The 25312-nt window shown below is 65.6% G+C and carries 21 protein-coding genes and 1 pseudogene; 13 read left to right on the forward strand and 9 right to left on the reverse strand.

The features are described from left to right. The first annotated feature begins 146 nt into the window (after nt 1-146). The 8 genes from ABQJ48_RS01975 to ABQJ48_RS02010 all read left to right on the forward strand — a co-directional run bounded on the left by ABQJ48_RS01975 (nt 147) and on the right by ABQJ48_RS02010 (nt 7572). Nucleotides 147-875, forward strand: coding sequence for a FadR/GntR family transcriptional regulator (locus ABQJ48_RS01975; RefSeq protein ID WP_367835601.1), 729 nt, complete (start codon nt 147-149; stop codon nt 873-875). A gap of 486 nt (nt 876-1361) precedes the next feature. Further along, the gene (locus ABQJ48_RS01980) at nt 1362-2450 is read left to right on the forward strand and encodes a sugar ABC transporter substrate-binding protein (RefSeq protein WP_367835603.1); all 1089 of its coding nucleotides are present in this window, start codon (nt 1362-1364) and stop codon (nt 2448-2450) included. Continuing rightward, complete coding sequence (locus ABQJ48_RS01985; protein WP_367835605.1) at nt 2447-3448, forward strand: ABC transporter permease; 1002 nt, start codon at nt 2447-2449, stop codon at nt 3446-3448. Before ABQJ48_RS01980 ends, ABQJ48_RS01985 begins: the two co-directional genes overlap by 4 nt. Beyond that, nucleotides 3448-4218 (forward strand): ATP-binding cassette domain-containing protein, encoded by a 771-nt coding sequence (locus ABQJ48_RS01990; protein ID WP_367835606.1) that lies wholly within the window; start codon nt 3448-3450, stop codon nt 4216-4218. The genes ABQJ48_RS01985 and ABQJ48_RS01990 overlap by 1 nt, the downstream gene beginning before the upstream one ends. Nucleotides 4219-4530: 312 nt before the next feature. Beyond that, nucleotides 4531-5688, forward strand: a complete 1158-nt coding sequence (locus ABQJ48_RS01995; protein WP_367835608.1) for a muconate/chloromuconate family cycloisomerase — start codon at nt 4531-4533, stop codon at nt 5686-5688. Between the two features lie 124 nt (nt 5689-5812). Next, nucleotides 5813-6103 carry a muconolactone Delta-isomerase gene (gene catC, locus ABQJ48_RS02000; protein WP_367835609.1) on the forward strand — a complete coding sequence of 97 codons (291 nt, stop codon included), beginning with the start codon at nt 5813-5815 and terminating at the stop codon, nt 6101-6103. A 306-nt stretch (nt 6104-6409) separates the two neighbouring features. Next, nucleotides 6410-6538, forward strand: coding sequence for a hypothetical protein (locus ABQJ48_RS02005; protein WP_367835610.1), 129 nt, complete (start codon nt 6410-6412; stop codon nt 6536-6538). A gap of 287 nt (nt 6539-6825) precedes the next feature. Then, nucleotides 6826-7572 (forward strand): glucose 1-dehydrogenase, encoded by a 747-nt coding sequence (locus ABQJ48_RS02010; protein WP_367835611.1) that lies wholly within the window; start codon nt 6826-6828, stop codon nt 7570-7572. A gap of 165 nt (nt 7573-7737) precedes the next feature. On the opposite strand, the gene ABQJ48_RS02015 is transcribed toward ABQJ48_RS02010, so the two are convergent. Continuing rightward, nucleotides 7738-8619 carry a LysR substrate-binding domain-containing protein gene (locus ABQJ48_RS02015; RefSeq protein WP_367835612.1) on the reverse strand — a complete coding sequence of 294 codons (882 nt, stop codon included), beginning with the start codon at nt 8617-8619 and terminating at the stop codon, nt 7738-7740. Nucleotides 8620-8736: 117 nt separating this feature from the next. Between ABQJ48_RS02015 and ABQJ48_RS02020 the strand changes: the two genes are divergently transcribed. Continuing rightward, nucleotides 8737-9957 carry a 2-aminoethylphosphonate--pyruvate transaminase gene (locus ABQJ48_RS02020; protein ID WP_367835613.1) on the forward strand — a complete coding sequence of 407 codons (1221 nt, stop codon included), beginning with the start codon at nt 8737-8739 and terminating at the stop codon, nt 9955-9957. Nucleotides 9958-10120: 163 nt separating this feature from the next. Here ABQJ48_RS02020 and ABQJ48_RS02025 read toward each other — a convergent pair whose 3' ends face one another. Both ABQJ48_RS02025 and ABQJ48_RS02030 read right to left on the reverse strand, forming a co-directional pair. Continuing rightward, nucleotides 10121-11017, reverse strand: a complete 897-nt coding sequence (locus ABQJ48_RS02025; protein WP_367835614.1) for a LysR family transcriptional regulator — start codon at nt 11015-11017, stop codon at nt 10121-10123. 64 nt (nt 11018-11081) lie between these two features. Then, complete coding sequence (locus ABQJ48_RS02030) at nt 11082-12314, reverse strand: amidohydrolase family protein (RefSeq protein ID WP_367835615.1); 1233 nt, start codon at nt 12312-12314, stop codon at nt 11082-11084. A 283-nt stretch (nt 12315-12597) separates the two neighbouring features. On the opposite strand from ABQJ48_RS02030, the gene ABQJ48_RS02035 reads away from it, so the two are divergent. After that, complete coding sequence (locus tag ABQJ48_RS02035; protein WP_367835616.1) at nt 12598-13629, forward strand: diguanylate cyclase; 1032 nt, start codon at nt 12598-12600, stop codon at nt 13627-13629. A 208-nt stretch (nt 13630-13837) separates the two neighbouring features. Next, nucleotides 13838-14167 (forward strand): hypothetical protein, encoded by a 330-nt coding sequence (locus ABQJ48_RS02040; protein WP_367835617.1) that lies wholly within the window; start codon nt 13838-13840, stop codon nt 14165-14167. A 76-nt stretch (nt 14168-14243) separates the two neighbouring features. Here ABQJ48_RS02040 and ABQJ48_RS02045 read toward each other — a convergent pair whose 3' ends face one another. The 4 genes from ABQJ48_RS02045 to ABQJ48_RS02060 all read right to left on the reverse strand — a co-directional run bounded on the left by ABQJ48_RS02045 (nt 14244) and on the right by ABQJ48_RS02060 (nt 21207). Beyond that, complete coding sequence (locus ABQJ48_RS02045) at nt 14244-17189, reverse strand: Hsp70 family protein (protein ID WP_367835618.1); 2946 nt, start codon at nt 17187-17189, stop codon at nt 14244-14246. After that, complete coding sequence (locus ABQJ48_RS02050) at nt 17186-19057, reverse strand: Hsp70 family protein (protein ID WP_367835620.1); 1872 nt, start codon at nt 19055-19057, stop codon at nt 17186-17188. The genes ABQJ48_RS02045 and ABQJ48_RS02050 overlap by 4 nt, the downstream gene beginning before the upstream one ends. Continuing rightward, complete coding sequence (locus ABQJ48_RS02055) at nt 19054-19659, reverse strand: DUF2760 domain-containing protein (RefSeq protein ID WP_367835621.1); 606 nt, start codon at nt 19657-19659, stop codon at nt 19054-19056. The genes ABQJ48_RS02050 and ABQJ48_RS02055 overlap by 4 nt, the downstream gene beginning before the upstream one ends. Nucleotides 19660-19938: 279 nt before the next feature. Then, nucleotides 19939-21207 carry a tyrosine-type recombinase/integrase gene (locus ABQJ48_RS02060; protein WP_367835622.1) on the reverse strand — a complete coding sequence of 423 codons (1269 nt, stop codon included), beginning with the start codon at nt 21205-21207 and terminating at the stop codon, nt 19939-19941. A gap of 99 nt (nt 21208-21306) precedes the next feature. On the opposite strand from ABQJ48_RS02060, the gene ABQJ48_RS02065 reads away from it, so the two are divergent. Then, nucleotides 21307-22368: a DNA-binding protein gene (locus ABQJ48_RS02065; RefSeq protein WP_367835624.1), complete on the forward strand. Its 1062-nt coding sequence runs from the start codon at nt 21307-21309 to the stop codon at nt 22366-22368. A 202-nt stretch (nt 22369-22570) separates the two neighbouring features. Here ABQJ48_RS02065 and ABQJ48_RS02070 read toward each other — a convergent pair. Both ABQJ48_RS02070 and ABQJ48_RS02075 read right to left on the reverse strand, forming a co-directional pair. After that, nucleotides 22571-22854, reverse strand: a pseudogene (locus tag ABQJ48_RS02070) (DHA2 family efflux MFS transporter permease subunit); the annotation flags it as partial. 269 nt (nt 22855-23123) lie between these two features. Further along, nucleotides 23124-23411, reverse strand: a complete 288-nt coding sequence (locus tag ABQJ48_RS02075; protein ID WP_367835977.1) for a hypothetical protein — start codon at nt 23409-23411, stop codon at nt 23124-23126. Between the two features lie 418 nt (nt 23412-23829). Here ABQJ48_RS02075 and ABQJ48_RS02080 point away from each other — a divergent pair, with 418 nt between their 5' ends. Then, on the forward strand, nt 23830-25182 hold the full coding sequence (locus ABQJ48_RS02080) for an MFS transporter (RefSeq protein WP_367835626.1): 1353 nt from the start codon (nt 23830-23832) through the stop codon (nt 25180-25182). Nucleotides 25183-25312: the final 130 nt, after the last annotated feature.

The raw sequence follows: 25312 nt of genomic DNA on the forward strand, positions 1-25312 counted from the left end.
GCGGCCCGATAGCGCGTGCTATGCTTGACCAAGCATCGGCGCTCCATGCAGCAGAAGCCTGTCCGAGTCGACAACGGAGTCAGTGCCGTGTCAAACGCCGAACAGATCGGAGCAAACCGAACGGTGCACGACCGCGAGCTCCGAGCATGGACTATCGTCATCTGCAACAGCGCAAGAGCATGCATGGCCGCATCGTGCAGGAGCTGGGCATGGGTATCGTCAGTGGCAAGCTGCAACCGGGTCAGCGCTTGCCGGCAGAAACGGTGCTGTGCGAACGCTATGGCGTGAGCCGCCCGGTATTGCGCGAGGCGACGCGCGTGCTGGCCGCCAAAGGCCTCGTCGTGTCGAAGCCGCGGGTGGGCAGTGTGGTCAGGCCGCGCGCGGACTGGCATATGCTCGATCCGGATGTATTGTACTGGACCATCAGAAGCGTTCCCGAAGGCGAATTCTTCAACTCGCTTCTGACGGTGCGCCGCGTCATCGAGCCCGCGGCGGCGGCGCTCGCCGCCGGCGCGGCGACGAGCGACGACCTCGCGCGTATCGCATCCGCGTATGACCGGATGGAACGCGCCGCAACGGCGAGTGAGCTGCTGGAGCCGGACCTCGAATTTCATCGCGCGATCATGGCGGCCACTCACAACGACATGCTGGCTTATATCGGCAATATGCTGTCGCTCGCGTTGTCGGAGTCGATCAGGCTGACGAGCCGCCATCCCGACACGCATGCCTTGTCGCTGCCGCGGCACAAGGCCATCCTCACCGCCATCCAGAACCGCGACCCGCTCGGCGCGCGGCACGCGAGTCTCGTCCAACTCGAAAACGCCCGCGCCGACGCGGAGAGCATCCTGGAGCTCGGCAGCCATCACCCGGCGTGACGGCGCGCGCGTGAGGCCGGCGCTTCTCATGGTCTGCTTAGATAGTCTTACTATTGATGTGGCGTGCCCGACCATCTTTCAGTAGTTGCACTGAAGCGAGACCGGCGAATCTGTGATTGTGGTGGCACCCATTGCTCGCCGCCAGCGGATCGCCAGCTAGCGCCACACTGGTGCACCGAGATTGAAACATAGACACGCTATCGCAGCGCCGCCCGAACCATCGCATCGTTTGAATAGGCAAGCGCCGCGCTACGAGCGCATCGCCGCAATTCAATTCGCGGGCGCGTGAAATAGTCGGACTAGTTAAGGGTATACATTGATTGAGGCTAAAAGCGCGTGATATAGGATTTTCCTCAGGGTCGTCTGGCGCACGCGCATGCACACGCGTTGTCTATTCGCGTGTGGTGGCGCCCGGCACTGGCGCTTTGCTGGCCTGCGCCGTCATGCACAGCCGGTTGTTCAATAAGTGACACACGGGAGACTGACATGGCGCAAGAGCAGGAAGGGCAGGACGGCGAGGAGCAGGTGCAGCGTACGCGCCGCGGATTACTGCAAGGCGCGGGTCTCGGCGCAGCGCTCGCCATGTTCGGTGGAGCGTTGACGCCCGCGCAAGCCGCGGAGGGAAGTCCATTTCCGCCGCACAAGCGCTGGAAAATCGTCTTCGTCAACCACGTCACGACCAATCCATTCTTCGTTCCAACGCAATACGGTATTCAGGACTCCACAGCTTTGCTCGGGATGGACTATCAGTGGACGGGCTCGGCCAATGCCGACATTGCCGAGATGGTGAATGCGGTCAACGCGGCGATTGCGGGCAAAGCCGATGCCATAGCGGTGCCGATCGTCGATCCGAAGGCGTTCGACAAACCGATCCAGGCGGCCCTCGACGCCGGCATCCCGGTCTTCGCCTACAACGCCGATGCGCCGCAAGGCACCGCCAATCCGCGCCTCGCGTATATCGGCCAGGATCTGTATCTGTCCGGGTATCAGATGGGCGAGCGCATCGTCGGCCTGATCGATAGCGGTCTGGTCGCGATCTTCATCGCGACGCCGGGGCAGTTGAACATTCAGCCGCGGTTGGACGGCGCGGTCGCCGCCATCAAGAAGTCGGGCAAGAAGATCGATGTGCAGACCATCGCGACGGGCGCGACCGTCAACGAAGAGCTTTCGAAGATCAAGTCGTTCTACCTGGGCCACCAGGACGTGAAGGGCATGTTTGCGGTCGACGCCGGCAGCACCCAGGGCGTGGCCGAAGTCATGAAGGCGTCCAACTTGCCTTCGAAGGGCGTGCACGGCGGCGGCTTCGACCTGTTGCCGCGCACGGTCCAACTGATCCATGAAGGCTTCCTGGACTTCACGATCGATCAGCAGCCCTATGTGCAGGGTTTTTACACTGTGGTTCAGGCATTCGTGTTCCTGTCGTCCGGCGGACTCGTCGGCCCGGCGAACGTCAACACGGGCTTGAAATTCGTCACTAAAGACACGGTCGAGCCTTACCTGAACACGTCGACGCGTTATGAAGGCAAGAGCACGAAGCCGCAGATCGTGCCGCACTCGGGCGCAATCAAGGGATGACGTCTTCCGTGGCGGACAAACCGAAACCTCGCGAGCGCCGGCGCTTAGGGTCCAGACCGGTCTGGCGTTCGAGCGAGATTCGCATCCTCGCGGTTGCGCTGATTCTGTGCGCCTATTTCGAAACCGCGAATCGTGATTTCCTGCTAACGCGTGCGAGTCTCGAGAACCTGTCGCAGTTCATCGCACCGGTTGCGATCATTGCGTTCGGAGAAATCATGCTGATGATCGGCGGGGAGATCGATCTCTCCGCCGGCATGGTGTTCGCGTTCGCGCCGTTCGTCATGTATTTCGCCAACGAAGCCGGCATGCCGGTATGGCTCGCCGTTCTCGCCGGTCTGCTCGCGGCGGCCATAGTCGGCTTCGTCAACGGCGCGGTGACGGTGTATCTGCGTATTCCGTCGTTCGTCACCACGCTCGGCACGCTCTTTTTCGTCAACGGTTTCACGCTGACGATTTCCAGAGGCACGCCGGTCTCGCCGCCGGAAGGCACGGAGTTTTCGGCGATCATGGGCGCTTGGGGCTACAGCGAGATCATCTGGGCGCTTGCGATCGCGCTCGTCATGCACATTCTGCTGCGCCATACGCGCTGGGGCTTGCATACCATCGCAGGCGGAGCGAATCCGCTCGGCGCGAGCGAAGCCGGCATTCATGTCAAACGCCTGAAACTCGGCAACTTCATTCTTGCGGCGGTGCTGGCGGGCTTGACCGGCATTCTCGAAGCCTTCCGGATCAGCTCGATCGACCCGCAAGCAGGCGGCAACCAGATCATGTTTCTCGCGGTGGCCGCAGCGGTGATCGGCGGCACGCCGCTCGCCGGCGGATCGGGCACGATCATCGGCGGTCTGATCGGCGCGGCGGTCCTCGGCATTCTCAACGACGGCTTCACGCTGATCGGCATCAACGCGTTCACTTTCAACATGATTCTCGGCGCCGCCATTCTCGCGGCGATGATTTTCAACATTCATGTGGTTCGCCTCGCACGCAAGGGAGAGCTTTGATGTCCGAGCCTGCCGAAGCCCTGCGCGGCGAGGATATCGTCAAGCGCTTCGGCGCGGTGACGGCGCTCGATGGTGTGTCGCTGACGCTCAAGCCCGGCGAAATACTCGGCGTGCTCGGCGACAACGGCGCGGGCAAGTCGACGTTGATCAAGATTCTGACGGGGTTTCACCAGCAGACGAGCGGCAAGCTCTTCGTACACGGCGTGGAAACCATGCTTCGTTCCGTGGATCATGCACGATCGCTCGGAATCGAATGCGTGTACCAGGATCTCGCACTCGCGAACTCGCTGAGCATTTATCACAACATGTTCCTCAATCGCGAGATCATTCGCCGCGGCCCGTTCCGTTTGCTGGACAACCGCGCGATGCGCAAGCGCGCGGCGGAATGTCTTGAAGAGATCGGCGTGCACGTGCCCTCGGTCGAACTGCCCGTCGAGCAGCTTTCCGGGGGACAGCGCCAGGCGATCGCCGTCGCGCGCGCGGTCAATTCCAATGCGAGGATTCTGCTGCTCGACGAACCGCTTGCGGCAATGGGTGCCCGCGAAGCCGGGCTCATCATCGATCTGGTCTTGCGTCTGAAGGAGAAGGGCGGGCTGTCCATCATCATGATCATGCACAACTACGCGCAGACGCTCGATATCGCGGATCGCGTGATGCTGATGCAGCGCGGCCGCGTGACCTATCAACGCGAAGCCGCGAGCACGTCGGTCGCGGAGTTGATGGATATCGTGCGGCGCGAGTATCGGGCGATGCGAACCTCGGCGCAGTGACGGCGGTTCATCGGCGGGGCGGCCCGCCACGGCCTGGAAAAAACCCGCACGGCGCAAACGCTCGTCACTCCCCATCCTCATTCACGGTCCAGCGCGCTTCGAAGACCGTGAGGGACGTCGTCCATCGGTTCTCAGAGCGGGCGTAACCCGATCCGCTGCCTCTATCACAGCCCGCCGCAACGCGCCGCCGCGCGCGCCTGACGGCGCTTCATACCGCCAAAGTATGGAAACAGTCTGAATCGGTGTTGGACCGCGTCGACGGTTTGTTTCTAATATGAGCGCTCCCAGTATCGCAGTTCAGGAGTGCAAGCAATGACAGCAACACCCGTGAAGATCGACAGCGTGGAGACGATACTCGTCGACGTACCGACGATCCGTCCGCACCGGCTCTCGGTCGCGACGATGAACTGCCAGACACTCGTGCTGGTGCGCGTGCGTTGCGCGGACGGCGTGATCGGCGTGGGCGAGGGCACCACCATCGGCGGGCTCGCGTATGGCGAGGAAAGCCCGGAAAGCATCAAGGTGAACGTCGACACCTATTTCGCGCCGTTGCTCGAAGGTATGGACGCGACCCGTCCCGGCGCCGCGATGGCAAAACTGCGCGAGCTGTTTCAAGGCAACCGGTTCGCTAAATCGGCGCTGGAAACCGCGTTGTTCGATGCGCAGGCGCAGCGCGTCGGCGTGCCTTTGTCCGAGCTGTTCGGCGGGCGCGTGCGCGAGTCGATGGAGGTGGCGTGGACGCTCGCGAGCGGCGATACGAAGCGCGATATCGATGAAGCGCAACGCGTGTATGAGGGGAAACGTCATCGCGTGTTCAAGCTGAAGATCGGTTCGCGCGCGGTGGCCGACGATGTCGCGCATGTCGTCGCGATCAGCCAGGCAGTGCAAGGCTATGGCGAAGTCCGCGTCGACGTGAACCAGGCATGGACCGAATCCGAAGCGATCCGGGCCGGCCGCCGTCTCGCCGATGCCGGGGTCACGCTGATCGAACAGCCGATCGCCGCGAACAATCGCGCCGGTCTGCAACGCCTGAGCGCGCTGGCCGATGTGCCGATCATGGCCGACGAGGCGCTGCACGGCCCAGCCGACGCGTTTGCGATCGCCAGCGCGCGCGGCGCCGATGTGTTCGCGGTGAAGATCGCGCAAGCGGGCGGCCTGAGCGGCGCAGCGCAACTGGCGGCGATCGCCTCGGCCGCCAACGTCGACCTCTACGGCGGCACCATGCTCGAAGGTGCGGTGGGCACGATCGCGTCGGCGCAACTCTTCAGTACTTTCGGCGAATTGAAGTGGGGCACCGAACTGTTCGGCCCCTTGCTGTTGACCGAAGAGATTCTCACCGAGCCGCTGCGCTACGAGAACTTTGCGCTGCATTTGCCGCAAGGTGCGGGTCTTGGCATCGCGCTCGACTGGGACAAGATCGACCGTCTGCGACGTGACACGCGCAAAGGCGCAAGTGTCGCAACTGCTTGAAAGACCCGTTCTCCGAAGACTGATTGACGTGCCCGAGCTTGATGCCTTGGGCGCGGCCAGCGAGAACGCCTGAACGTCCTGCACGAATTCAATCCATCACATCACTCGCACGAGGAGAGCAAGCATGCTGTTTCACGTTGAAATGACCGTCAATCTGCCGTCCGATATGGACGCCGAGCGCGCCGCGCGCCTTAAGGCCGATGAGAAGGCGATGTCGCAAAAGCTGCAGCAGGAAGGCGTCTGGCGGCACTTGTGGCGTATCGCGGGACGCTACGCGAATATCAGCGTGTTCGACGTCGACAGCCCCGCGCATCTGCACGACGTGCTGAGCCAGTTGCCGCTGTTTCCGTATATGGATGTCGAGGTGCGTGCGCTGTGCCGTCACGCGTCGTCGATTCGCGACGACGACCGCTGAGGACACCAGGGGAGAAAAAGACGCCCCGAGCGCGTCGTCTTTGCTGTTGGATCGAGCCGTTATTTCCGTAAAGCCGAAACGCGACGCAATGCGGCGCGTCACAATAACAAGAAATCGCAGATCCACGCGCGTGAGTTGGCCAAGCTGGCTCAAACCCTTGGCATAGCGTGATTCACGGTACGTATCGTGCGTGCCGTGAAGTGCAAGGCACGATTGAAAATCGCTACATCAGTTCAATGAAATCTCCAGATGATCTTTCCGCCCGCAGCCTGGCGCCGGGATTGAACTGATGGCACGCGGGTTCGTTTGATCGGAAGGGCGATCGCAGCGAACCAGGGGGGCGACATCGTGTTGCAGGTCATTCTCGAAACGCTCGGTGCGCTGGCGGTGTTGGCCAGCGTGGGCGCGCAGGTCGCGCTGCTGTGTAAGCACTGACTTCACACGCGGCGTTAGTCTGCTTTCGCGAGACCGCCAGGCGTTCTCGCGCGGGAACGTCTGCGTTTGCGCCGGCATCGGTGCGCGCCTCGATCACCCGCCGCGTCGTCCCAGTCGGGATTGTTCGTCGCAACCGACCTATCTATTCGCCATCAGCCGCTTGATCCAACCGGCTCCGATGCCTACATTGTGTCCAGTGACAGCGCCACTGGATCTCCAGCTTCATCGGCGCGACCCCGAATCGTCGGGACAGCGTGTCGGCGCGAAACGATCTAAAGGACATGATGATGAGCAAGCTCACAGGCAAGGTTGCGGTTGTAACGGGCGCATCGAAAGGCATCGGCGCGGCCATTGCGAAAGCATTGGCGGCGCACGGCGCATCGGTGGTGGTGAACTACGCGTCGAGCAAAGCGGGCGCGGACAGCGTAGTCGACGCGATCACCAGCGCGGGCGGCAAGGCGATCGCGGTGGCAGGCGACGTCTCCAAGGCAACGGACGCGAAAGGCATCGTCGATACCGCAGTTGAAACCTATGGCCGCCTCGACATTCTCGTCAACAACTCGGGCGTGTATGAATTCGCGCCGATCGAAGAGATCACTGAGGCGCATTTCCACAAGCACTTCAATGTGAACGTGCTCGGTCTGCTATTGACCACGCAGGCGGCGGTCAAGCACCTGGGCGAAGGCGGCAGCATCGTCAACGTCAGCTCGGTGGTGAGCCGGATCACGCCGCCGGGCAGCTCGGTCTATACGGCGACCAAAAGCGCGGTGGACGGTATCACCGGCGTGCTCGCGAAGGAGCTCGGGCCGCGCAAGATTCGCGTGAACTCCGTGAACCCGGGCATGGTCGCCACGGAAGGCACGCACAGCGGGGGCATCATCGGTTCGGACTTCGAAACGTGGGCGGTCAGCACGACGCCGCTCGGACGCATCGGCCAGCCTGACGATATCGCGGATGTCGTCGTGTTCCTCGCATCCGACGACTCGCGCTGGATGACCGGCGAGAGCCTGATTGCGAGCGGCGGATCGCGTTGAGCGTGGTTGCCTGGTGCTGAGCGATCGCAAGCGGCGCGGCTACGTTGACGATGAAGCCGTGCTGCGTGCGATGCAAAGTGAAAGCGGCACAACGGGCACAGAAGTGACGAAGTGATGTGGGCCGCTGCGCCGGCTCTGCCAGCGCCTCTGCAGCGGCTCGCTTTTCTATCCGGCAGTCCCCCTAACGGACGCCGTCAACTCCACCGCGAACAGCGCATCGAGCAGATTCGATCCGGGCCGCTCGGCAAGCCGCGTCAGCGATTCGATCATCTGCACCCGGCAATCCTGCAGCGGAATCATCTTGATGCGCCGCGACTCCTTGAATTCGGCGCGCGCAATCACGCCCAGCCCCATGCCTTGCGCGACCGCTTCTTCCAGCGCCTCGCGGCCGTCCACGTACATCACCGGCGCCACCCGCAAAGACTCGCGCACCAGTTCGGTTTCGAGCAACTGCTGCGTGACCGATTGCGACTCGCGGAAAATCATCGGCTGCCTGACCAGCTCCGCGTAGCTCAGCTTGCGCTTCTTCGCGACCGGATGGCTGGCGGGCACCATCGCCACTAGCGGGTCGCGCCGCAACACGCGCGACGTCAGGCGGCTGTGCACTTGCGGCGCGGCGGTGATGGCCACGTCGACCGCGCTGGACAGCACGCGCTGCATGCAGTCCGCGGCGTTGGCGATCGACAGCGTCACGACGATGCCCGGATGCAGCTGGCGAAAGGCGCCGATCAGCGCGACCGCCAGATCGGGCGCGTCCGCCGCGAGCGACAGCGAGCCGGTCTGCAAACCGCCCGCCGACTCAAGCAGTTGCCGCGCGTCGCGCTCGCAGCGCAGCATGTGACGCGTCACGCTAAAGAGACGCAAGCCGAGTTCGGTGGCGGTGACGCCGCGCGGCCCCCGTTCGAACAGCTTGACGCCGTAGTCCTGCTCGAGCCGCCGCACATGATCCGACACGGCTGGCTGTGTCAGCGACAGCGCGTGAGCCGCTTTGGAAAAGCCGCCATGTTCCGCGACCGCATGAAACGCCCGCAATTGCGCGTATTGCATCCGTGCCTCGTCGTCGATAAGTTTTAACGATGTCGCCATCGATTATATTGATTTCACCGATGACCGTGCATTCGGTAGTGTGTTACGCATCCACCTAGCGAAACCGGAGCTTCGAACATGGAAAGCGCGCTCGGCAATGCACCGGCAGCGACTTCAATGGCGACCTGCGCCGCGCCGGCCGGCAGGGAGCCGTATCTGCTGACACCGGGGCCGCTCACCACCGCGCTCTCGACCCGGCAGGCGATGCTGCGCGACTGGGGCTCGTGGGATGCCGACTTCCGCGCGATGACCGCGCAATTGCGCGCGCACCTGCTGGAGATCGCCGGCAACACCGCCGGCGACTACGACTGCGTGCCGCTCCAGGGCAGCGGCACGTACTGCGTCGAAGCGATGCTCGGCAGCCTGCTGCCGCGCGACGGCCATGCGCTCGTACTCGCCAACGGTGCGTACGGCAAGCGCATCGCGAGCACGCTCGGCTACCTGGACCGCGCCTGCACGGTGCTCGACAAGGGCGACTATCTGCCGCCGCGCGGCGCCGAAGTCGAACGCATGCTGGACGCCGATCCGGGCATTACGCACGTGGTCGCGGTGCACTGCGAAACCAGCTCGGGAATTCTGAATCCGCTCGAAGAGATCGCCGCCGCCACCGCGAAGCGGGGCCGCAAGCTGCTGATCGATTCGATGAGCGCATTCGGCGCGTTGCCGCTCGATGTGCGCGAGATCGCCTGCGAGGCGTTCGTGTCGTCGGCGAACAAGTGCATCGAGGGCGTGCCCGGCTTCGGCTTCGTGATCGCCCACAAGCGCGCATTGCAGGAAGCGAAGGGCCGCAGCCACTCGCTCGCGCTCGATGTCTACGATCAATGGGATGTAATGAACCGCACCGGGCAGTGGCGCTTCACGCCGCCCACCCACACCGTCGCCGCGTTTCTCGAAGCGCTCCGGTTGCATCGGCTCGAGGGCGGCCAGCCCGCGCGTCTTGCCCGCTACGCGAACAATCGCGACGTGCTGGTGGCGGGCATGCACGAACTCGGCTTCGAGCCGCTGCTCAATGCGCGCTGGCGCTCGCCGATCATCGTGACGTTTTTCGCGCCGGCGCATCCGTCGTTCGAATTCGCGCGCTTCTACGATCTGATGAAGCAGCAGGGCTTCATCATCTATCCGGGCAAGCTGACGGTGGTGGACAGCTTTCGCATCGGCTGCATCGGTCAGGTGGACGAGCACGTGATGCGCCGCGTGGTAGAGGCGTGCGCCAGATCGTTGCAGGCGATGGGCGTCGCGCACGCGGCGCCGCCGGCGGCCGCGCTCGAGGCGCGCAAGGCGTTGGCGCAAGCGGCGTGAGGGAAAAGGAGCGAGGAGTCAGTGCGCGGTTCACGCGCGCACAGTTGCGCATCGGCATTGGATGGAAACAGGCGGCCGTGCAATGCGCGCCGCCAGGAATCGAGACCCGCGGCCGCCCGCCACAGCGCTAGCAACGACGACCACCAACCCGGCAACCGCATGCTCACTTGAAGTACCCGATCGCGAGGTCGATAAATTCCCGCACCTTGCGCGGCACGAATTCGCGGCTCGGATAAACCAGCGAGACCGCGACATCGCCGTTGACCACCGTGCAGTCCTCAAGAATGCGCACCAGCGTGCCGGCCCGCAATTCGTCGGCGACCATCTCGAGCGGCAGCAATGCAATGCCCATCGCTCCGAGCGCCGCCTGTTTCTGCATGATCATGCTGTTCACCGTGAACGACGCATCGAGCGCGACGCTCTCGTTGCCGCCGTCGCGCCGGCTGAAGATCCAGTTTTGCGGACTGGTGTCGAGCGGCGCGGCGATGACGCGGTGCCGGGCGAGATCGGCGGGCGCGCGTGGATGACCGGCCCGCGCCAGATACGCGGCCGCCGCCACCGGTACCGCGTGCGAGTTCAGCAGACGCCGCACCACCAGCGACTCGGAGCGGATCATGTGCTCGGTCACGATGCCGACGTCGAAACCGCCTTCGAGCAGATCGACGCGTTTTTCGGTGAGCGTGACGCGCAGATCGACATGCGGGAACCTGGACTGATAGTCCGCGAAAAGTGGCGTCAGGCGAAACAGCGAGAAACTGCCGAGCGCGACGATGCGCAGATCGCCTGCGACTTCCTTCGAGGTCGTGGCGGCACGCGATTCCACTTCTTCGAGTTCTGACAGCAGGACGCGGCAGCCATCGGCGTAACCGGCGCCGGCTTCGGTCAGCACGACTTTGCGGGTCGTGCGCTGGAACAGCCGAATCCCCAGATGCTGTTCGAGGCTGGCCACATGGCGCGTGACGACCGAAGTCGAGACGCCGAGATGCGCGGCGGCCTGCGCGAAGCTGCCTGCGTCGGCAACTTTGACGAAAGCCTGCATGGCCTGAAAGAGATTGATCATGTGAGTGGGGAAGACGGATTCATTGTGGCGGCGGGGACGAGGTGATTGCGAAAGCGCATGCGCTTCACGAGCCGCATCCATGCAGCGCGAGCGCACCGTCGCGCGCGACGATGCGGCCGTTGGCCATCACCAGTTTGCGCGGCGGCCGCGCGACGATCGCATGCGCCAGGGTATCGGCCTGGACCAGCACCAACTCCGCGCGCGCGCCGGCTTGCAGGCCATATTGCGTGAAGCCGCAACCGCGCGCGGCGATGCGGCTCACGCAGTCGAACGCCAGCGCGAGCTCGTCGTCGCGGCGCAGGCCGTAGCGCATGGCGATCAGCATCGCGCGTTCAAGCATGTCGGGCGAGCCGAAGGGCGTCCACGTATCGCGAATGCCGTCGTTGCCGCCAAACAGCGTGACGCCCCGCTCGACGCAAGTCTTCAGCGGCGGCACGGGCATCGACGGCGGGGCGGTGGTCAGCAGCGCGACGCGCAGATCGGCGAGGCGCGCGAGCAAGGCATCGCGCTCGCGTTCTGCCAGCGCGCCCAGACAGAACGCGTGGCTCACCACCACCTGGCCCTGCATGCCCAGCGCGGCGACGCGCTCGAGCACCAGCCCGAGCGTGAACGCGCCGATTTCGCCGGGCTCGTGCAGATGGATATCGATCGGCTTCTGATGACGCTGCGCAAGACTGAACGTCAGGTTCAGCGACGCGACCGGATCGCCGTCGATCAGCGCAGGGTCGAGCGCCCCGAGCACGTCGGCGCCCGCGTCCAGCGCGCGCTCGAGCAATGCGTCGGTGCCTGGCCGGCCGAGCACCCCCGATTGGGGGAATGCGACGATCTGCATGTCGAGCGCATCGCGCAGCGTGGCGCGTGTGGCCAGCACGCCTTCGAGGTGCCGCAAGCCCGCTTCGGTGTCGATGTCGACGTGAGTCCGCACGCGCGTCGTGCCGGCCGCGAGGAATGCGCGCGCGAGCGCGAGCGACTGCGCGCCCGCATCGTGGCCACTCTGCGCGCGCCAGCGCCGTTCGTTTTCGATCCGGTCGGTCAGCTTCGGTCCGACCTCGTTGCAATACCAGCTCATGCCCCAGAGGGTCTTGTCGAGATGCGTATGACCTTCGACGAAAGCGGGCAGCAGCAGGGCGCCCGCGCCGTCCTCGATCGCGACGCCCGGCTCGCGCGGCAAGTCCGGGCCGATCGCGGCGATCAGGCCACCGGCGACCGATACGTCGACGCGAGCGCCGTCGATGCGGCGGACGTTCGTGATGAGCGTGGCGTTCGTCAGCGGATAAGCGGCGGCGGTCGTGTTCATGGCTCGATGAGGACGCAGGCGTTGGCGCCGCCGCTTGGCGGCGCCGCGAAGTGCGCGTGCAATGGTCGGCTGGATGGCCCGCGCCAGCTGGTTCGACACGAGCCTCCACTGGCACGAGCCAGGCGGCGCGCGGCTGGCGTGTGATTGTACTTCGCGCTGCCGCATGCCGAGCCGCGCGGCCAGGCCCGGCGCGGCGATCCATTCGCGCGAGGAAGCGCTGCCACGCTCAAGTTTCGTGCGTGCGTGCCGTTGACACAAGCTAATCACCTTCTGGAACCGTGCCGTGCAACTCGCTTACAGTAACGATCGTCTGTCCAGCAGCATGGCTGTCGATGCGTGCGCCACGGGCGAAGCCGAGGTCGAATCGTCGGTCATCGAGTGGCTGCTGCATGACGATCAGGTGATGCGCGAGTGCTTCACGCACGCGGCGGAAATCCTCAAGAGCGTGACCGGCGCCGCGATCACCGCGATCGCGCTGCTCGACGAGGAGTACCAGTATTACCGCGCCGAGGTCGGCATGGCGATGCCGCTGGTTACGCGTGCGCGCTCGCTCGCCGACTATGCGGTGCGCGACGCGGAGCTGTTCGTGATCGAGGACGCGCACGACGACAGCCGCTTCGGTGAATGCATGCTGGTGCAACGCTACCCGTTCGTGCGCTTTTATGCGGCGATCGCACTGCGCGCGCCGAACGGCGAGATCGTCGGCGCGTTGTGCGCGATGGACCCGTCGCCCGGCCGGCTCGACGCGGGGCAGCGGGGCGTGTTCCACCATCTGCGCGCGATGATCGAAAACGATCTGAAGATGCGCACGGCCACTGCCATCGATCCGCTCACGCAGTTGTACAACCGCCGCTTCCTGCTCGAAAGCATTGCGCGCCGCTGGAAGGAAGCGCGGGACGGCGACGTGATCGGCTCCGTCGTGGTCGACGTGGACTGGTTCAAGCAGTACAACGATACCTACGGTCATCCGGCGGGCGATAGTTGCCTGCGCCAGGTGGCCGCGGTGATGCAGGCCGCGGCCGATGGCGAGGACATCGTGGTCGGGCGCATGGGCGGCGAGGAATTCGGCTTGCTGGTGTTGCAGTCCGAATACGCTGCGCTCGGGGACACGCTCGAAATGCTGCGGCAGGGCGTCGAGCAACTGGCCATCGAGCATCGTGCTTCACCGCTCGGCGTGGTGACAGTCAGCGTGGGCGCCTCGTTGACACACGTCACCGACCGCTCGCGGCTTGCTCATCGGGATGGCTTTGCGACTGCCGACCATGCGTTGTATCGCTCGAAGCATGGCGGCAGGAATCAGGTGACGATTGCATAGTGGGAGTGACGTGCGTTGCCGCGCATGGCCGCGTTACGGTCGCCGCCACTGGCAGATGTCTGAGAGGTAGACGGTCAGGTATCCTGACGATCGTTCGAGACTCCGATTCAATCCATTCGACCGCACGTCGTCGACATCCGAAGACAAGCGAGTCGACGAGGCGCGTGCTCTCGCATCAACACTGCGCGAACGCCTGGCGGAGCAGGGCATGGCTCGCGGCACGACGCGCACAACAGGACGGCTGAGAACAGCACAAATGCCCAGAGGACCCAAACGCACCCAGCAGGCCGACAAAAATCTCTACAAATCGGTCTATCTTGTCGAACTGGCCAGAGGCAGTTCGCACATTGCCAGCACGCTGAGTCCGCAGACGCAACGCATCGCGATCACGGAGGTAATGGACGAGTTTCGCGCGCGATACGGCGCGGACAAGCTCGTCGTCTTCCGGGAACTGCTGGCGGAGAGCCTGGAGAAACGCAATGAGCCGAGTGCGGCGCAAGCCGTATTGAACTTCGAGCCAGACTGCTTGCGAGCCTGAAACTTGACAGCGCGATACCAGCCGCGGCTTTGAGACGCCCCGCATTGACGCGACACGAAGCGACGCCGCGCAGGCCTCAAGCCGCGATCAGCTTCAGCCCCACGGGCAAGGACTCGCCGAACACGCGGCCCTCGTCCGCGTTGTCGAGCTCCACGCGCTCGCTCACCATCGTGATCCAGGCGCGCGGCGCATTCGCCGCTTCCAGTCGGCGCACGACCGTCTGGCGCAACGCGTCGGGCAGGTCCCGCGAACGGTCGCCGGTCATGCGGGCGATCTGCACGGCGGCAAACGCGGCAGGGTCGACCTTGCGCCAGTCGAGCGCGAGTATCGCGTCGAGCCACTGGGCGGCAATCTCCGGCGGCACGACGCTATGTGCGCTGCCGTAGAACGGCTGCCGCGCGCCGATGCGCCCGATCGCCCACCAGCTTTGATGGTTTTCGGCGGGCTTTTTCAGCCGCGCCAGCACCGACTCGCCCAGTTCGACCTTGCGTTCAACGGGAATCCGTTCGAGCGACGCGCTTAGCCGCACCCTATCGGCGACGCCCGTTCTGGCGATGTCGAACGGCAGCTTGTGACGCGATTGCGCGGCCGTTTGCAGGTACGCCATCGCGTCGAGCACACGCAATTGCGCGCTTTCGTCGAGGCCGCCCGCCGCGCGGCGCCAGAGCGTCCACCATTCGGACCATACCTGGCTTTCGTGGACGTATTGGATGCCGTCGTCGAACAGCGACCATAGCTGTTCGACGCGCCATGCGTCGAGCGGAAAGCCGAAACCGGGCCGCACGCAGTAGCCGGCCAGATTCAGCCAGAGCCGCTCGTGATCCGCCGAGCGCCGGCGCCGGCGCGCACGCTCCCACAGCGCGCCGAACAGTTCGCGCAGCAGCGCGCTGTTCCAGCTCTCGCGCGGCCCGAGCAGGTGTTCGAGTTGCGAGCGCAGCCGTTTGATGTCTTTGGGGCCGACGTTTTGCGAGCGTGAGCCGAAACAGCGGTCGATCTGCTCGATCGCGCCATCGAGCGCCGGGTGTCGCGACGGCGCGGAATCGGTCGGCAGATTCACTTGTGCGCTGTCGCGACGCAGCTGGAATTCGAGCAGCCAGCGTTGCGCCGGATCATCCAGCTGGATGCAATGCACGTCCAGCGTGCCGACTTCGGTCAGCGAACTCGCGATCCGTACGGCGGTTTGCGTTGTGCCGCGTTCGCCGCGCGGCTGCACGACGGTCGCGAGCGGTGGCAGCCGGACGAAGTCGCCGCCCGCCAGATCGGTCAGCTCGCCGGCGCGATACACCGTGTCCGCACTCGAGGAGACCAGATGAAAGCGCACCGGATGTCCGAGCCGCAGCGCAAACGTGCGGTCCGCGATCAGGATCTCGCGGCCTTCCTCGGTGCCGCGCGGCAGCACACAGATGCCGCGCGGTGCGGATTGGGTATCGGGCTTGTTGTCGGCGGCGGTGGTGTCGTCGTCGAGCACGAGGAAATAGCTGCGCGCCGAGCCGCCGCCGATTTTCGGCGCGTTGCCCGCGCGCGCGAGCGAATAGGCCACCGCGCCGCGAGCGACGGCCACATCGGGGTTCTCGTTGTGCAGCACGTTCAGCGGCGCGCCGCGCCACGCGCCGAGCGTGTCCGCGAGACGCCGCGTGAGCGCTTCGGCGCGGAATACGCCGCCGTTGAGCAGCAGGGTGTCGGGCACGGCCAGCAGGTCGTCGTTGCTCACGCTGCTTGCGTCGTGCTCGCCCGACGCTAGAGCGTGGCCAGCAGCAGCACCGCTCGAGGCGCAGGCCTCGCTCTGATCGGCAGCACTTGCCCCTAGCGCCTTGCGCGACTGCGCCGCGAAGCGGCTCAGAAACGCCGCGATATGCCGCGTGACCGCCGCGTCGGGCGCGTAGGGCAGCCCGAATTCGACGATTGCGCCGCGCGCCCGGCCAGGCCGTTCATGCGAGCCTACCGCCGGAAAAAAACCATCGACGATCACCCGCTCGACTTCCTCGCGCGCGAGCTGCACCGTGCGGGCACCGCCGACCAGTTTCGACCCCGCGCCCAGCAAGGTGATCGACGCCGAATCAGGCGCCTGCGCGCCGAGCAGTTGCTCTTTGGCGCTGCGGCAGCGCTCCACCAGTTGCGACAAACTCGCCGCCGACAAACGCGAGCGGCCGTCACCGCCCGGCAGCCGCGCCTCGACCCGATGCGCGAGCGCGAGATCCATGTTGTCGCCGCCGAGCATCAGATGATTGCCCACGCCGATGCGCGTGAGCTGCGGCTCGCCGTCGCGCAGGCTCACTTCGATCAGCGTGAGGTCGGTGGTGCCGCCGCCGACGTCGCAGATCAGCACGAGACGCGTGTGCGCAAGCTCGCTCGCGAGCCGTTCGCGATGATGAAACAGCCAGTCGTAGAACGCGGCCTGCGGCTCTTCGAGCAGCCGCAACGCGGGCAGACCGGCCAGACGCGCCGCTTGCACGGTGAGGGCCCGTGCGCCTTCGTCGAACGACGCGGGCACCGTGAGCACGACGTCCTGCTGTTCCAGTAGCGCGTCGGGAAAGCGCTGATTCCACGCAGCGCGCACGTGGGCCAGGTAGCTCGCGCTCGCTTCGACGGGCGAGACTTTGCGGACCTCGTCGGCGGCGCCCCAGGGCAGAATGGGCGCCATGCGGTCCACCGATGCGTGCGACAGCCAGCTCTTCGCGCTCGTCACCAGCCGCCCCGGCACCTGCGCCCCCAGCAGGCGCGCGAGCCGGCCGATCACGACCGGCTGCGCCGCGTCGTCGTCGGCCGCGTGCGCGCTGCCGGACCAGGGCAACTGCAGATCGCCCGCGCTGAGTTCGCCGGGGGCCGCGTGGTAGCGCACCGACGGCAGCAGCGGCCGCGCGGCGACTTCGCCGGGACTCACCAGCTGCTCGATCTCGAACACGCGGATGGTGTGGGAGCCATCCGGTGAGCCACCCGGTGACCCACCCGCTTGCGCATAGGCGAGCACCGTATTGCTGGTGCCGAGATCGATACCGACGCAGTACCGCTTCATCTCAGTCACGCATTCGCGTTGCCGCGCACGTCGAACTCGACTTCCCAGCGTTCGTCCGAGCCGCGCGGGATGGCTTCCAGTTCGAGCGTGCCCGCCTCGGTGACGCGCGCATGCAGCTTCACCGGCACGACTTCACCGGCGGTACGGCCGGCGGCGGGCAGCGTCGCCTGGATTTCATCGAGCTCCTGCAATTCTTCGGGGCTCCAGTAATCGAGGAGCGTGCCGACCTGGTCCTGGCGACGCACCGACGACCCGAAGAAACGGAAGTGCACCGGCTCGCCGACCACCAGACCGAACTCCTGCGCGGGCAGTTCGGCTTCGCTGCCTTCCTCCATGCCGAACGGCGCGACGCACAGCGCCTGCACCGGCGGTTCGAGCCCCGGCACGGCCGGCATCGCCGATTCGATTGCGATGTAGTACGCACGCGCGGTGCCGCCGCGAATGCGCACGCCACGGCCGCGTCGCACGTAACCGTAGTAGGCCGCGCCACGCGCGACCGCGAGATCGAGGTCCGCGCCTTCGAGCAGCCGGGCCGGCGCCGCGCCTTCCGCCGCGAGCCACTTGTTGAGCGTGGACATGAGGCGCTCGACCAGCAGCGTCGACTTGAACACGCCGCCGTTGAACAGCACGGCGGTGGGATGCAGGAAGCTCGCGCTTCCTGCTGCGGCGTCGCCGCTCGCGCTGCCCTCGACATGGTGCAGACCTTCGAGCTCGGCCAGCGCGCCGACCTGACGGCCGAGGAACGCCGCCAGATGCCGCGTGATACCCGCGTCCTGGGCGTACGGCAAGCCGAGTTGCGTCAGGCCGACACGCGCGCGCGTGAGCGGCCGCGCGGCGCTGTCCACCTGCGGGAAGAAGCCTTCGAGGATCGTTTGAGTCAGCTCCGCGCGCGTGAGCTCCGTGCGGATCGAGCCGCCGATCAGCTTTGAGCCGCGGCTCGGCACGACGAGCGGCGCCGTCTCGATGACGGGGTCGCTCAGCAGCGTTTCCTTGGCCGAGCGGCACGCGTAGGTGAGGGCGCGCAGTTGCCATGCGTCGGCCTGGGTGCCTTGCGCCGCGAGCTTGCGCGCGACGACGTGCGCGAGAGCGAGGTCCATGTTGTCGCCGCCGAGCAGGATGTGTTCGCCCACCGCGACGCGATGCAGTTCGAGGTTGCCTTCACGCTCGATCACCGCGATCAGCGACAGGTCGGTCGTGCCGCCGCCCACGTCGACCACGAGGATGATGTCGCCGACCCTGACCTGCTTGCGCCACTGGCCGCCGCTCGTCTGGATCCAGCTATACAGCGCGGCTTGCGGCTCTTCGAGCAGCGTCATGCGGCCAAGGCCGGCGGCTTCGGCCGCTTCGGCGGTGAGTTCGCGCGCGGCCGGGTCGAACGACGCGGGGATCGTCACCGTGATGTCCTGCTCTCTGAACGGCGCGTCGGGATGCGTGTGGTCCCAGGCTTCACGCAGATGCGTCAGATAGCGCACCGAGCTTTCCAGTGGCGAGACCCGCGCGACTTCGGGTGGCGCGTCGCTGGGCAGGATCGCTGCCCGACGATCGACACCCGGATGACACAACCAGCTCTTCGCGCTGGAGACGAGCCGAATCGGCGTGGCTGCGCCGCGGCTGCGCGCAAACTCGCCGACCGCGAACTCGCGCTGCCCGGTCCACGGCAGGTGCAGGTCGCCCGGCGCCAGCTCGTCGGGGTGCGGCAAGTAGAGGAACGAGGGCAGCAGCTCCAGCTGGTCGATCGCGCCGGGGCCCGTGAGCTGGGCGATCGGCAGCACCTGCAGCACGGTGTTTTCGCCGTCGCTCGCGCTGGCGTCCACGTACGACAGCGCGCAGTGCGTGGTGCCCAGGTCGATACCGATGCAATAGCGTGCGCCGCTCATAGCTCCACCTCGGCCGGGGCGATCACGTTGGCGTTATGGCTGTCCGCGAGCTTGGGCAGACGCACTTCGTCGACCCGCCAGCCGCGATGGCTGATGCTGCCGCTAAACGGCGCGCGGCCGACGACGTTGCCGGTCAGCCGAACCAGACTTGCGTCGAAGCCATCAGGCAGCGTGACGCGGCTGCCTTCGGCTTCGTCGCGCACCGGACGGATCGTGAAGTGCTCGCGCAGCGTGGCGCGGCAGCCCTCGTGCACGAGGCGCGCGGCGGCGCCGATGTCGGCGTCGCTGTAGTTGCGGATGTCTTCCTCGATGAAATCGATGAAGCGCGCGTCGCGTTGCAGCAGGCCGAGCAGTTGCAGCGCGGCGTCGGGGCTGGCCTGTTTCAGCGTGGGGGCGGGAGCAGGGGCGGCCACCGGCGCTGCAGCCGGAGCCGGCGCGGGCGTGTTTGCGCCGGCGGCTGGGGCGCCGGCTGCGCTGTCCGCAGTGCCGTCTTCGCGCAGACGCGACACTTCGGCGGCGAAACGGCCATCGCCGAGAATCCGGAAAAAGGCGGCCACGGCAAGCGAAATCCTGCCGAAGATGGATGGGTTCGAGTCGGTCATGAATGCTCCTGAGGTGCTCTGTTCAAGGACGAGCTGTCCTCGCTGCGGGGCTCGCGCCGGGCCGCGCGGTCATGCCGGGCTGCGCCGGCAGGGCTCGGGCGGATTCGCGAACGCCGGCAACGCGTGATCCGGCGCTCGCGCCGCGCTTGCGGCGCGCAAAACCCGTATTTTGCCTTGTGGCGAGGCCGAAGCGGGCAAAGCCGCGCATTCTAGTGGACCATCGGGCGAAATGGGCGCTGTGTCACGGCCTGGTAAAGCACTTGCGGCGCCTGGCGCTCACTACCCATTGCCCGCCTCGTCGTCCTTGCTTTCGGCCGCACCCCAGTTCATCCGATGGCGTTTAACGGTTTCCGTATGCCGCGCGTCGTCTTCCGTGTGCAGATAAAGGCTCGTGGTGCTCAGCGACACATGCCCGAGATTGTCGCGGATGGTGCGCAAATCGACCCCGCCATCGGCCTGATGGGAACCGGCGGTGTGCCGCAGCCAGTGAGCCGACGCGCGTTCGAGTTCGTCGGCGCGGTCGGCGAACTCAGGGCCTCGCGCGCGCAGCCAGGCAGCGGCGCCGGCGAAGATACCCTTGATCGCATCGTGGATCGCGGAGCGCGACAGGCCGCGGTGTCTCCCCTTGAACGGAATGACGAGCGGCGTCTCTTCGGAACGAGTGGGCAGGGCGGCGAGGCCATTGTGCGTCCGGTAGCGACGCAACTCCTGAACCAGTTCGGTCGACACCGGGACGATCCGTTCCTTGTCGCCCTTGCCCAGCGTCTCCAGCCACCATTGGTCCTGACCATCCGCGCCGAGCCTGCGGAAAAAGCTGCCCATCTGGCCGCCGGCGACTTCTGAAATGCGCATGCCCTGAAGATAGAACAGCGTGGTCAGCCATCGGCAACGGGCGTAGTACGCGCGCTGTGCATCCGTTTCCTGCGGCAGTTGTTCGACGAACTGCTTGACTTCGTCCCACAGCGCGGTGGACAGATAGCGCGTGACTCGCGGCGCGGACCGTTTCGCCCGTTGCCGCAGCAGCGCCATCGGATTGCCGCGCAGATAGCCGGCGTTCACCAGCCACGTGAACATCGCGTTCAGGATGATCAGCGCCTGACGCTGGCTGGCCGGCGACAGCGGCCCATTGAATGGCCGCCAGCGTTCGTCGCCCCGCGCGTATTTGCCGCCGCTACTGGACACCCAGCGGCTGTGCGGCTGCGGATCGGCGAGAAATGACCGGAACACCAGCAGGTCCTCGTGCGTCAGCGACGACAGCGGTTTGCCCAGTTGCACGACGGCCCACAGCAGCAGCCGCTCAGCTTCCTTGCGGTAGTTGTCGAACGTGGTTTTGGTGTCCGCGTAGTTCGAGAGCCACGCCCGCACGGCGTCCAGATCGTTGCGGGCGGCGAGCTGCGAGCTTTCGATCGCGCCGCGGTTGGTGCCGTCGCGCCCGTCGAGGCTTTCCGGGACGGCGAGCGATTCGACCGGCTGTACGGTGGCGAGTTGGGCTTGGGGCAAGGTTCGGGTGCTCCTGATTGCGGCGAAAACATACAGCGTACACGACATTATAGTACTAATGTCGTGTTAGATGCAACGTAGTTCAGGACTTTCTACATTTTACGTTGTATTATCAACACACCATTCGCCAAACAACCGCCCGCTCTCATGACACTCGAAGCCGACCTTGAAGCCGCCCGTGCACATGCGCCGGACACCCAGGCCTTGTACCGCGAGGTTTGCGCGCTGCTGTTCTTCCGTTACGGCGAGACACCGACCGCGAACCGTCTATATCAGCTCGTGCGTAAAGGAAGCATGAGCGCGCCGGCCAAAGCATTACGGGACTTCTGGGCCGAGGTGCGGGAAAAGACCCGCGTCGATGTCGGACATCCGGACTTGCCGCCCGAGGTCGCCACGGCGGCCGGGAACCTCGCGGCACAGCTATGGCGTCTGTCGAACGACGCCGCGAGCGCCGCGCTTGAGGTGTTCAGGCAGGAGGCACAAACCGGGATCGCCGATGCGCGCCGGCAGGCCCAGCAGATGGAGACGCAACGCAACGATGCGTCGTTGCGAGCCGACCAGGCGGCGAGCGCCGCCGCCGCGCTCGGCCAGCAGATCGGCGCACTCGAAGCGCGCCTCGTCGAACTGCAGACCGCCAACGACATGCTGAGCGGTCAACTGACGGCGTCGAAAGACGAGATCGCGGCGGCAGCCGCTGCGCTGGCGCACGCAAGACGCGATTTCACCGATGAGCTGACCAAGCTGCGCCAATCGCACGATCAGAACGAGCAGCGGCTGGCCGCCGCCGAAAAACGGGCACTGCTGGAAATCGACAGCGAACGGGCTGCGGCGAACCGCGCGCGCAAGGAGCTTCAGGCCGCCAATGAACGGATCGCGCTGATCGAGAAAGAACATCGCGCAGAGCGCGACGCGCTTCGCGACGGGCTCGCGACCGCGAAGGCGGAGCTCGCGGCATCGACGGCACGAGGTGCGGCGATCGACGCGCAACTGCGTGAGAAGGACGCGTTGCTCGCCGAGCGGCTTGCGTCCACCGAGCTGCTTCGGCAGCGCCTCGAAACGATGTCACGGCGGCTCGAAGCAGCGCGTGCGGAACCGGCAGCCGGGCGGCCCGCTCGCCGCTCCCGGTCGAAGGCCGCGCCGCGAGGGCGCGCCTCGATCGATCTTGCTGGCGGGCCGTTCGTCAAGCGCTCGGCAAATCGCGAGCGGTAGCGGCTAGCGGTGCAGCGCAGATGTGTTCGGCCTGATGCGCCTCCCACATTGACCGCACCGGCGGATGCACGCCGCAACCGCCCGCCTCCGTTCAATGGCCGCCGGCCCCCGCACCCGCCGCTGCGCGGGCGCGATCGGGCTTGGTCACCCAGATCAGCGGAATGATCGCTATGAAGATCACCGTCGACAGCCAGACAATATCGTTGAGTCCAAGCGCGCCCCCAAGGAAATTTCGTTTTCCGAACAGTCTCAGATCGACGATTGGATTTTTTCGGTCAGCTAGAACGCAAAGCTGATCGCCGCGAACACGCTCAATGCGACGATCACCGGCGACTTGAACCAGTCGAGATCCTTGCGCTTGTCGAGCATGATCTGCAACGTCCCGACCCAGGCGACGAGCGAGAGCAGCCCTACTTTGCCGATCGGCAAACGCCGCGTCGGGGTTTCGCGAGTGCGATAGATCGCCCACGTCACACCGGCGGCGAAATTGCGGCATTCACTCTTTCATCGGGTGGCATATTGCGCGGCTCGTTAGCCACGACAAAGCGGATACCTCTAATAAGCCAGATCGGTCACTTGAGAGCCTTCCATCTGCCTTCAGCCCCAATGACGATCGGAAGGACGGAGGCCGTGAAAATCGCGTACGTCGCCTGGGCGCTCAACGCCAAGCGTGCTGCGTGATCCGCCAACAAGCGATTGCGCGGTAGCGGCCGGTGCCGGGCAGCGAACCTATCCCCGTCCCTGCCCGCCTCAGCCTAGAACCTGGGATGACATTCGAAATTGACCGACGATACATGCTCGGACATCACCTGCACGCCGCTGACGATTTCCGTGGTCACACTGCTTTGCATGCCGCGACGCTCGCAATACTCGCGCGCCTCGTTCACGGCGTGCTCGTGCGCCCGCGCCCACGCCATGCGCCCGCCCGTCGCGCTTGCGGCGACTGTATAGGTACCCGGTTTGTCGGCGGCGACGACGTCGCTCGTCGATGCGCATCCGGGGAGGCTCGCGCCTACGGCGAGCATGCCGACGATGCCGCGCATGCGCGTGGATGACGCGAGTCGACTGACGAACGCGACGGACCCATCGTCGCGTCGGAGCCTTCGTTTCGAACCGTGAATGTCCATGTTGTGACCTGCGTTGTCTGCTTTGCCCAAGCGTCGATTATCCGCAATCGAGCGCAACAGATCAGTCCCTTCGCTCCGAAAACACCGTTGTGCGCATGTGAACAATGTTCCGGGGCGCGGCAACATGCGGTCGATCGGCCAGACCGTGCGCGGCATAGTCCATGCTGCATCAGCGGGTGTCGTACGCGGCCAGCAGTGTCGCTCCCGCATCGAGAGGCGTGCCGCACAGCTTCTCGCAAACGCCTTTCGCAATCGCGCCTGAGCGTCTAGCCTGTAACCACACCGCGCACACGAACCTGAACCTGAACCTGAACCTGAACAGCAGGAGAGATCGATGGAACTCGAGGCACGCACCATAAGAAACGTGACGGTCCGGCTCGTGCCGTTCCTCATTCTTTGCTACTTCATCGCGTATCTGGATCGCGTGAACGTCGGCTTTGCCGCGCTGCAGATGAACAAGGCGCTGGACCTGTCGGCCAGCGCGTTCGGTTTCGGTGCGGGCATTTTCTTCATCGCGTACTTCTTCTTCGAAGTGCCGTCCAATCTGCTGCTCGAACGCTTCGGCGCGCGTCGCTGGATCGCGCGGATCATGTTCACGTGGGGCATTCTCGCAGGCGCCATGGCGTTCATTCCCGACATCTCGCGCTTCACAGGATTCTCCCCGGCGCACGTCTTCTTCGGACTACGCATCCTGCTCGGCGTGGCGGAGGCCGGCTTCTTTCCCGGCATCATCTTCCTGCTCACATTGTGGTTTCCCGCCGCCTATCGCGGACGCGTGGTCGGCTACTTCATGGCGGCGATTCCGCTGTCGACGGTGATCGGCGGCCCGATTTCCGGCGCGCTGCTGTCGCTGGACGGCCGCGGTGGATTGGCCGGCTGGCAATGGGTGTACCTGATCGAGGCGCTGCCGGCCGTGCTGCTGTCGTTCGTGGTGCTGTTCTATCTGACCGACAAGCCCGCCGATGCCACCTGGCTCCCCACCGAGGAGCGCGCCTGGCTGGTCGCGCGGCAAAAGCAGGAGCGCGAGCATCGCGAGTCCGTGCGGACCTTCAGCGTGAAGGAAGCGCTGATCAATCCGCGCGTGCTCGCGATCGCGCTGATCTACTTCGGGGCGAACGCGACCAACTACGGGCTGAGCTTCTTTCTGCCGCAGATCGTCAAGGCGTTCGGGCTCACCAATCTGCAGACGGGGTTCGTGACGTCGCTGCCGTATATCGTTGGCGTGATCAGCATGGTGCTGTGGGGGCGTCACTCGGACCGCAAGCTCGAACGCCGCTGGCACGTGGCGATCGCGCTGCTGGTCGCGGCGGGCGGCATCGCGGCGGCGGCCGGTCTGGACAGTCCGGTGCAGAAGATGATCGCGCTGTCGATCGCCGGCTTCGGCATTTTCGGCTGCCTGCCGGTGATCTGGACCTTGCCGGCTTCTTTCCTGTCGGGCGCAGCCGCTGCGGGCGGCATCGCGGCGATCAACTCGCTGGGCAATCTCGCCGGATTTTTCGGCCCGTTCGCGATGGGGTGGATCAAGGACAGCACGGGCGGCTTCGGCGCCGGCCTGCTGTGCCTGTCGGGCACGGGGCTGATAGGCGTGGCGGCCGCGCTGCTGCTGCATCACGATGCGTCGCTGGAGGCGGCGTCCTCGGGGGCGCCCAATTCGCGGGCGGCGGCGACCAAGGTGGCGCGGTCCTAGCGGCGCAGCGAGCGAGCCGATCAGTCGGCGCGCGAGCCAGAGCGGTTCACCGCGCCGCTCCGCCATCGGCCGAGCTGCCCGCGTCGCGCCGCCATCGGCCGAGCTGCCCGCGTCGCGCCGCCATCGGCCG

Origin of the sequence: Paraburkholderia suaedae, assembly GCF_040812055.1 — a bacterium.
Taxonomy (GTDB): domain Bacteria; phylum Pseudomonadota; class Gammaproteobacteria; order Burkholderiales; family Burkholderiaceae; genus Paraburkholderia.

What these genes read in the sequence shown, in the direction of transcription:
- ABQJ48_RS02060 (WP_367835622.1), bottom strand. Translation starts at nt 21,207, where the DNA reads ATGTCGTGTACGCTGTATGTTTTCGCCGCAATCAGGAGCACCCGAACC.
- ABQJ48_RS01975 (WP_367835601.1), top strand. Translation starts at nt 147, where the DNA reads ATGGACTATCGTCATCTGCAACAGCGCAAGAGCATGCATGGCCGCATC.
- ABQJ48_RS02010 (WP_367835611.1), top strand. Translation starts at nt 6,826, where the DNA reads ATGAGCAAGCTCACAGGCAAGGTTGCGGTTGTAACGGGCGCATCGAAA.
- ABQJ48_RS02025 (WP_367835614.1), bottom strand. Translation starts at nt 11,017, where the DNA reads ATGATCAATCTCTTTCAGGCCATGCAGGCTTTCGTCAAAGTTGCCGAC.
- catC (WP_367835609.1), top strand. Translation starts at nt 5,813, where the DNA reads ATGCTGTTTCACGTTGAAATGACCGTCAATCTGCCGTCCGATATGGAC.
- ABQJ48_RS02015 (WP_367835612.1), bottom strand. Translation starts at nt 8,619, where the DNA reads ATGCAATACGCGCAATTGCGGGCGTTTCATGCGGTCGCGGAACATGGC.
- ABQJ48_RS02040 (WP_367835617.1), top strand. Translation starts at nt 13,838, where the DNA reads ATGGCTCGCGGCACGACGCGCACAACAGGACGGCTGAGAACAGCACAA.
- ABQJ48_RS01990 (WP_367835606.1), top strand. Translation starts at nt 3,448, where the DNA reads ATGTCCGAGCCTGCCGAAGCCCTGCGCGGCGAGGATATCGTCAAGCGC.
- ABQJ48_RS02075 (WP_367835977.1), bottom strand. Translation starts at nt 23,411, where the DNA reads ATGCGCGGCATCGTCGGCATGCTCGCCGTAGGCGCGAGCCTCCCCGGA.
- ABQJ48_RS01995 (WP_367835608.1), top strand. Translation starts at nt 4,531, where the DNA reads ATGACAGCAACACCCGTGAAGATCGACAGCGTGGAGACGATACTCGTC.
- ABQJ48_RS02080 (WP_367835626.1), top strand. Translation starts at nt 23,830, where the DNA reads ATGGAACTCGAGGCACGCACCATAAGAAACGTGACGGTCCGGCTCGTG.
- ABQJ48_RS01985 (WP_367835605.1), top strand. Translation starts at nt 2,447, where the DNA reads ATGACGTCTTCCGTGGCGGACAAACCGAAACCTCGCGAGCGCCGGCGC.
- ABQJ48_RS02050 (WP_367835620.1), bottom strand. Translation starts at nt 19,057, where the DNA reads ATGAGCGGCGCACGCTATTGCATCGGTATCGACCTGGGCACCACGCAC.
- ABQJ48_RS02030 (WP_367835615.1), bottom strand. Translation starts at nt 12,314, where the DNA reads ATGAACACGACCGCCGCCGCTTATCCGCTGACGAACGCCACGCTCATC.
- ABQJ48_RS01980 (WP_367835603.1), top strand. Translation starts at nt 1,362, where the DNA reads ATGGCGCAAGAGCAGGAAGGGCAGGACGGCGAGGAGCAGGTGCAGCGT.
- ABQJ48_RS02065 (WP_367835624.1), top strand. Translation starts at nt 21,307, where the DNA reads ATGACACTCGAAGCCGACCTTGAAGCCGCCCGTGCACATGCGCCGGAC.
- ABQJ48_RS02020 (WP_367835613.1), top strand. Translation starts at nt 8,737, where the DNA reads ATGGAAAGCGCGCTCGGCAATGCACCGGCAGCGACTTCAATGGCGACC.
- ABQJ48_RS02055 (WP_367835621.1), bottom strand. Translation starts at nt 19,659, where the DNA reads ATGACCGACTCGAACCCATCCATCTTCGGCAGGATTTCGCTTGCCGTG.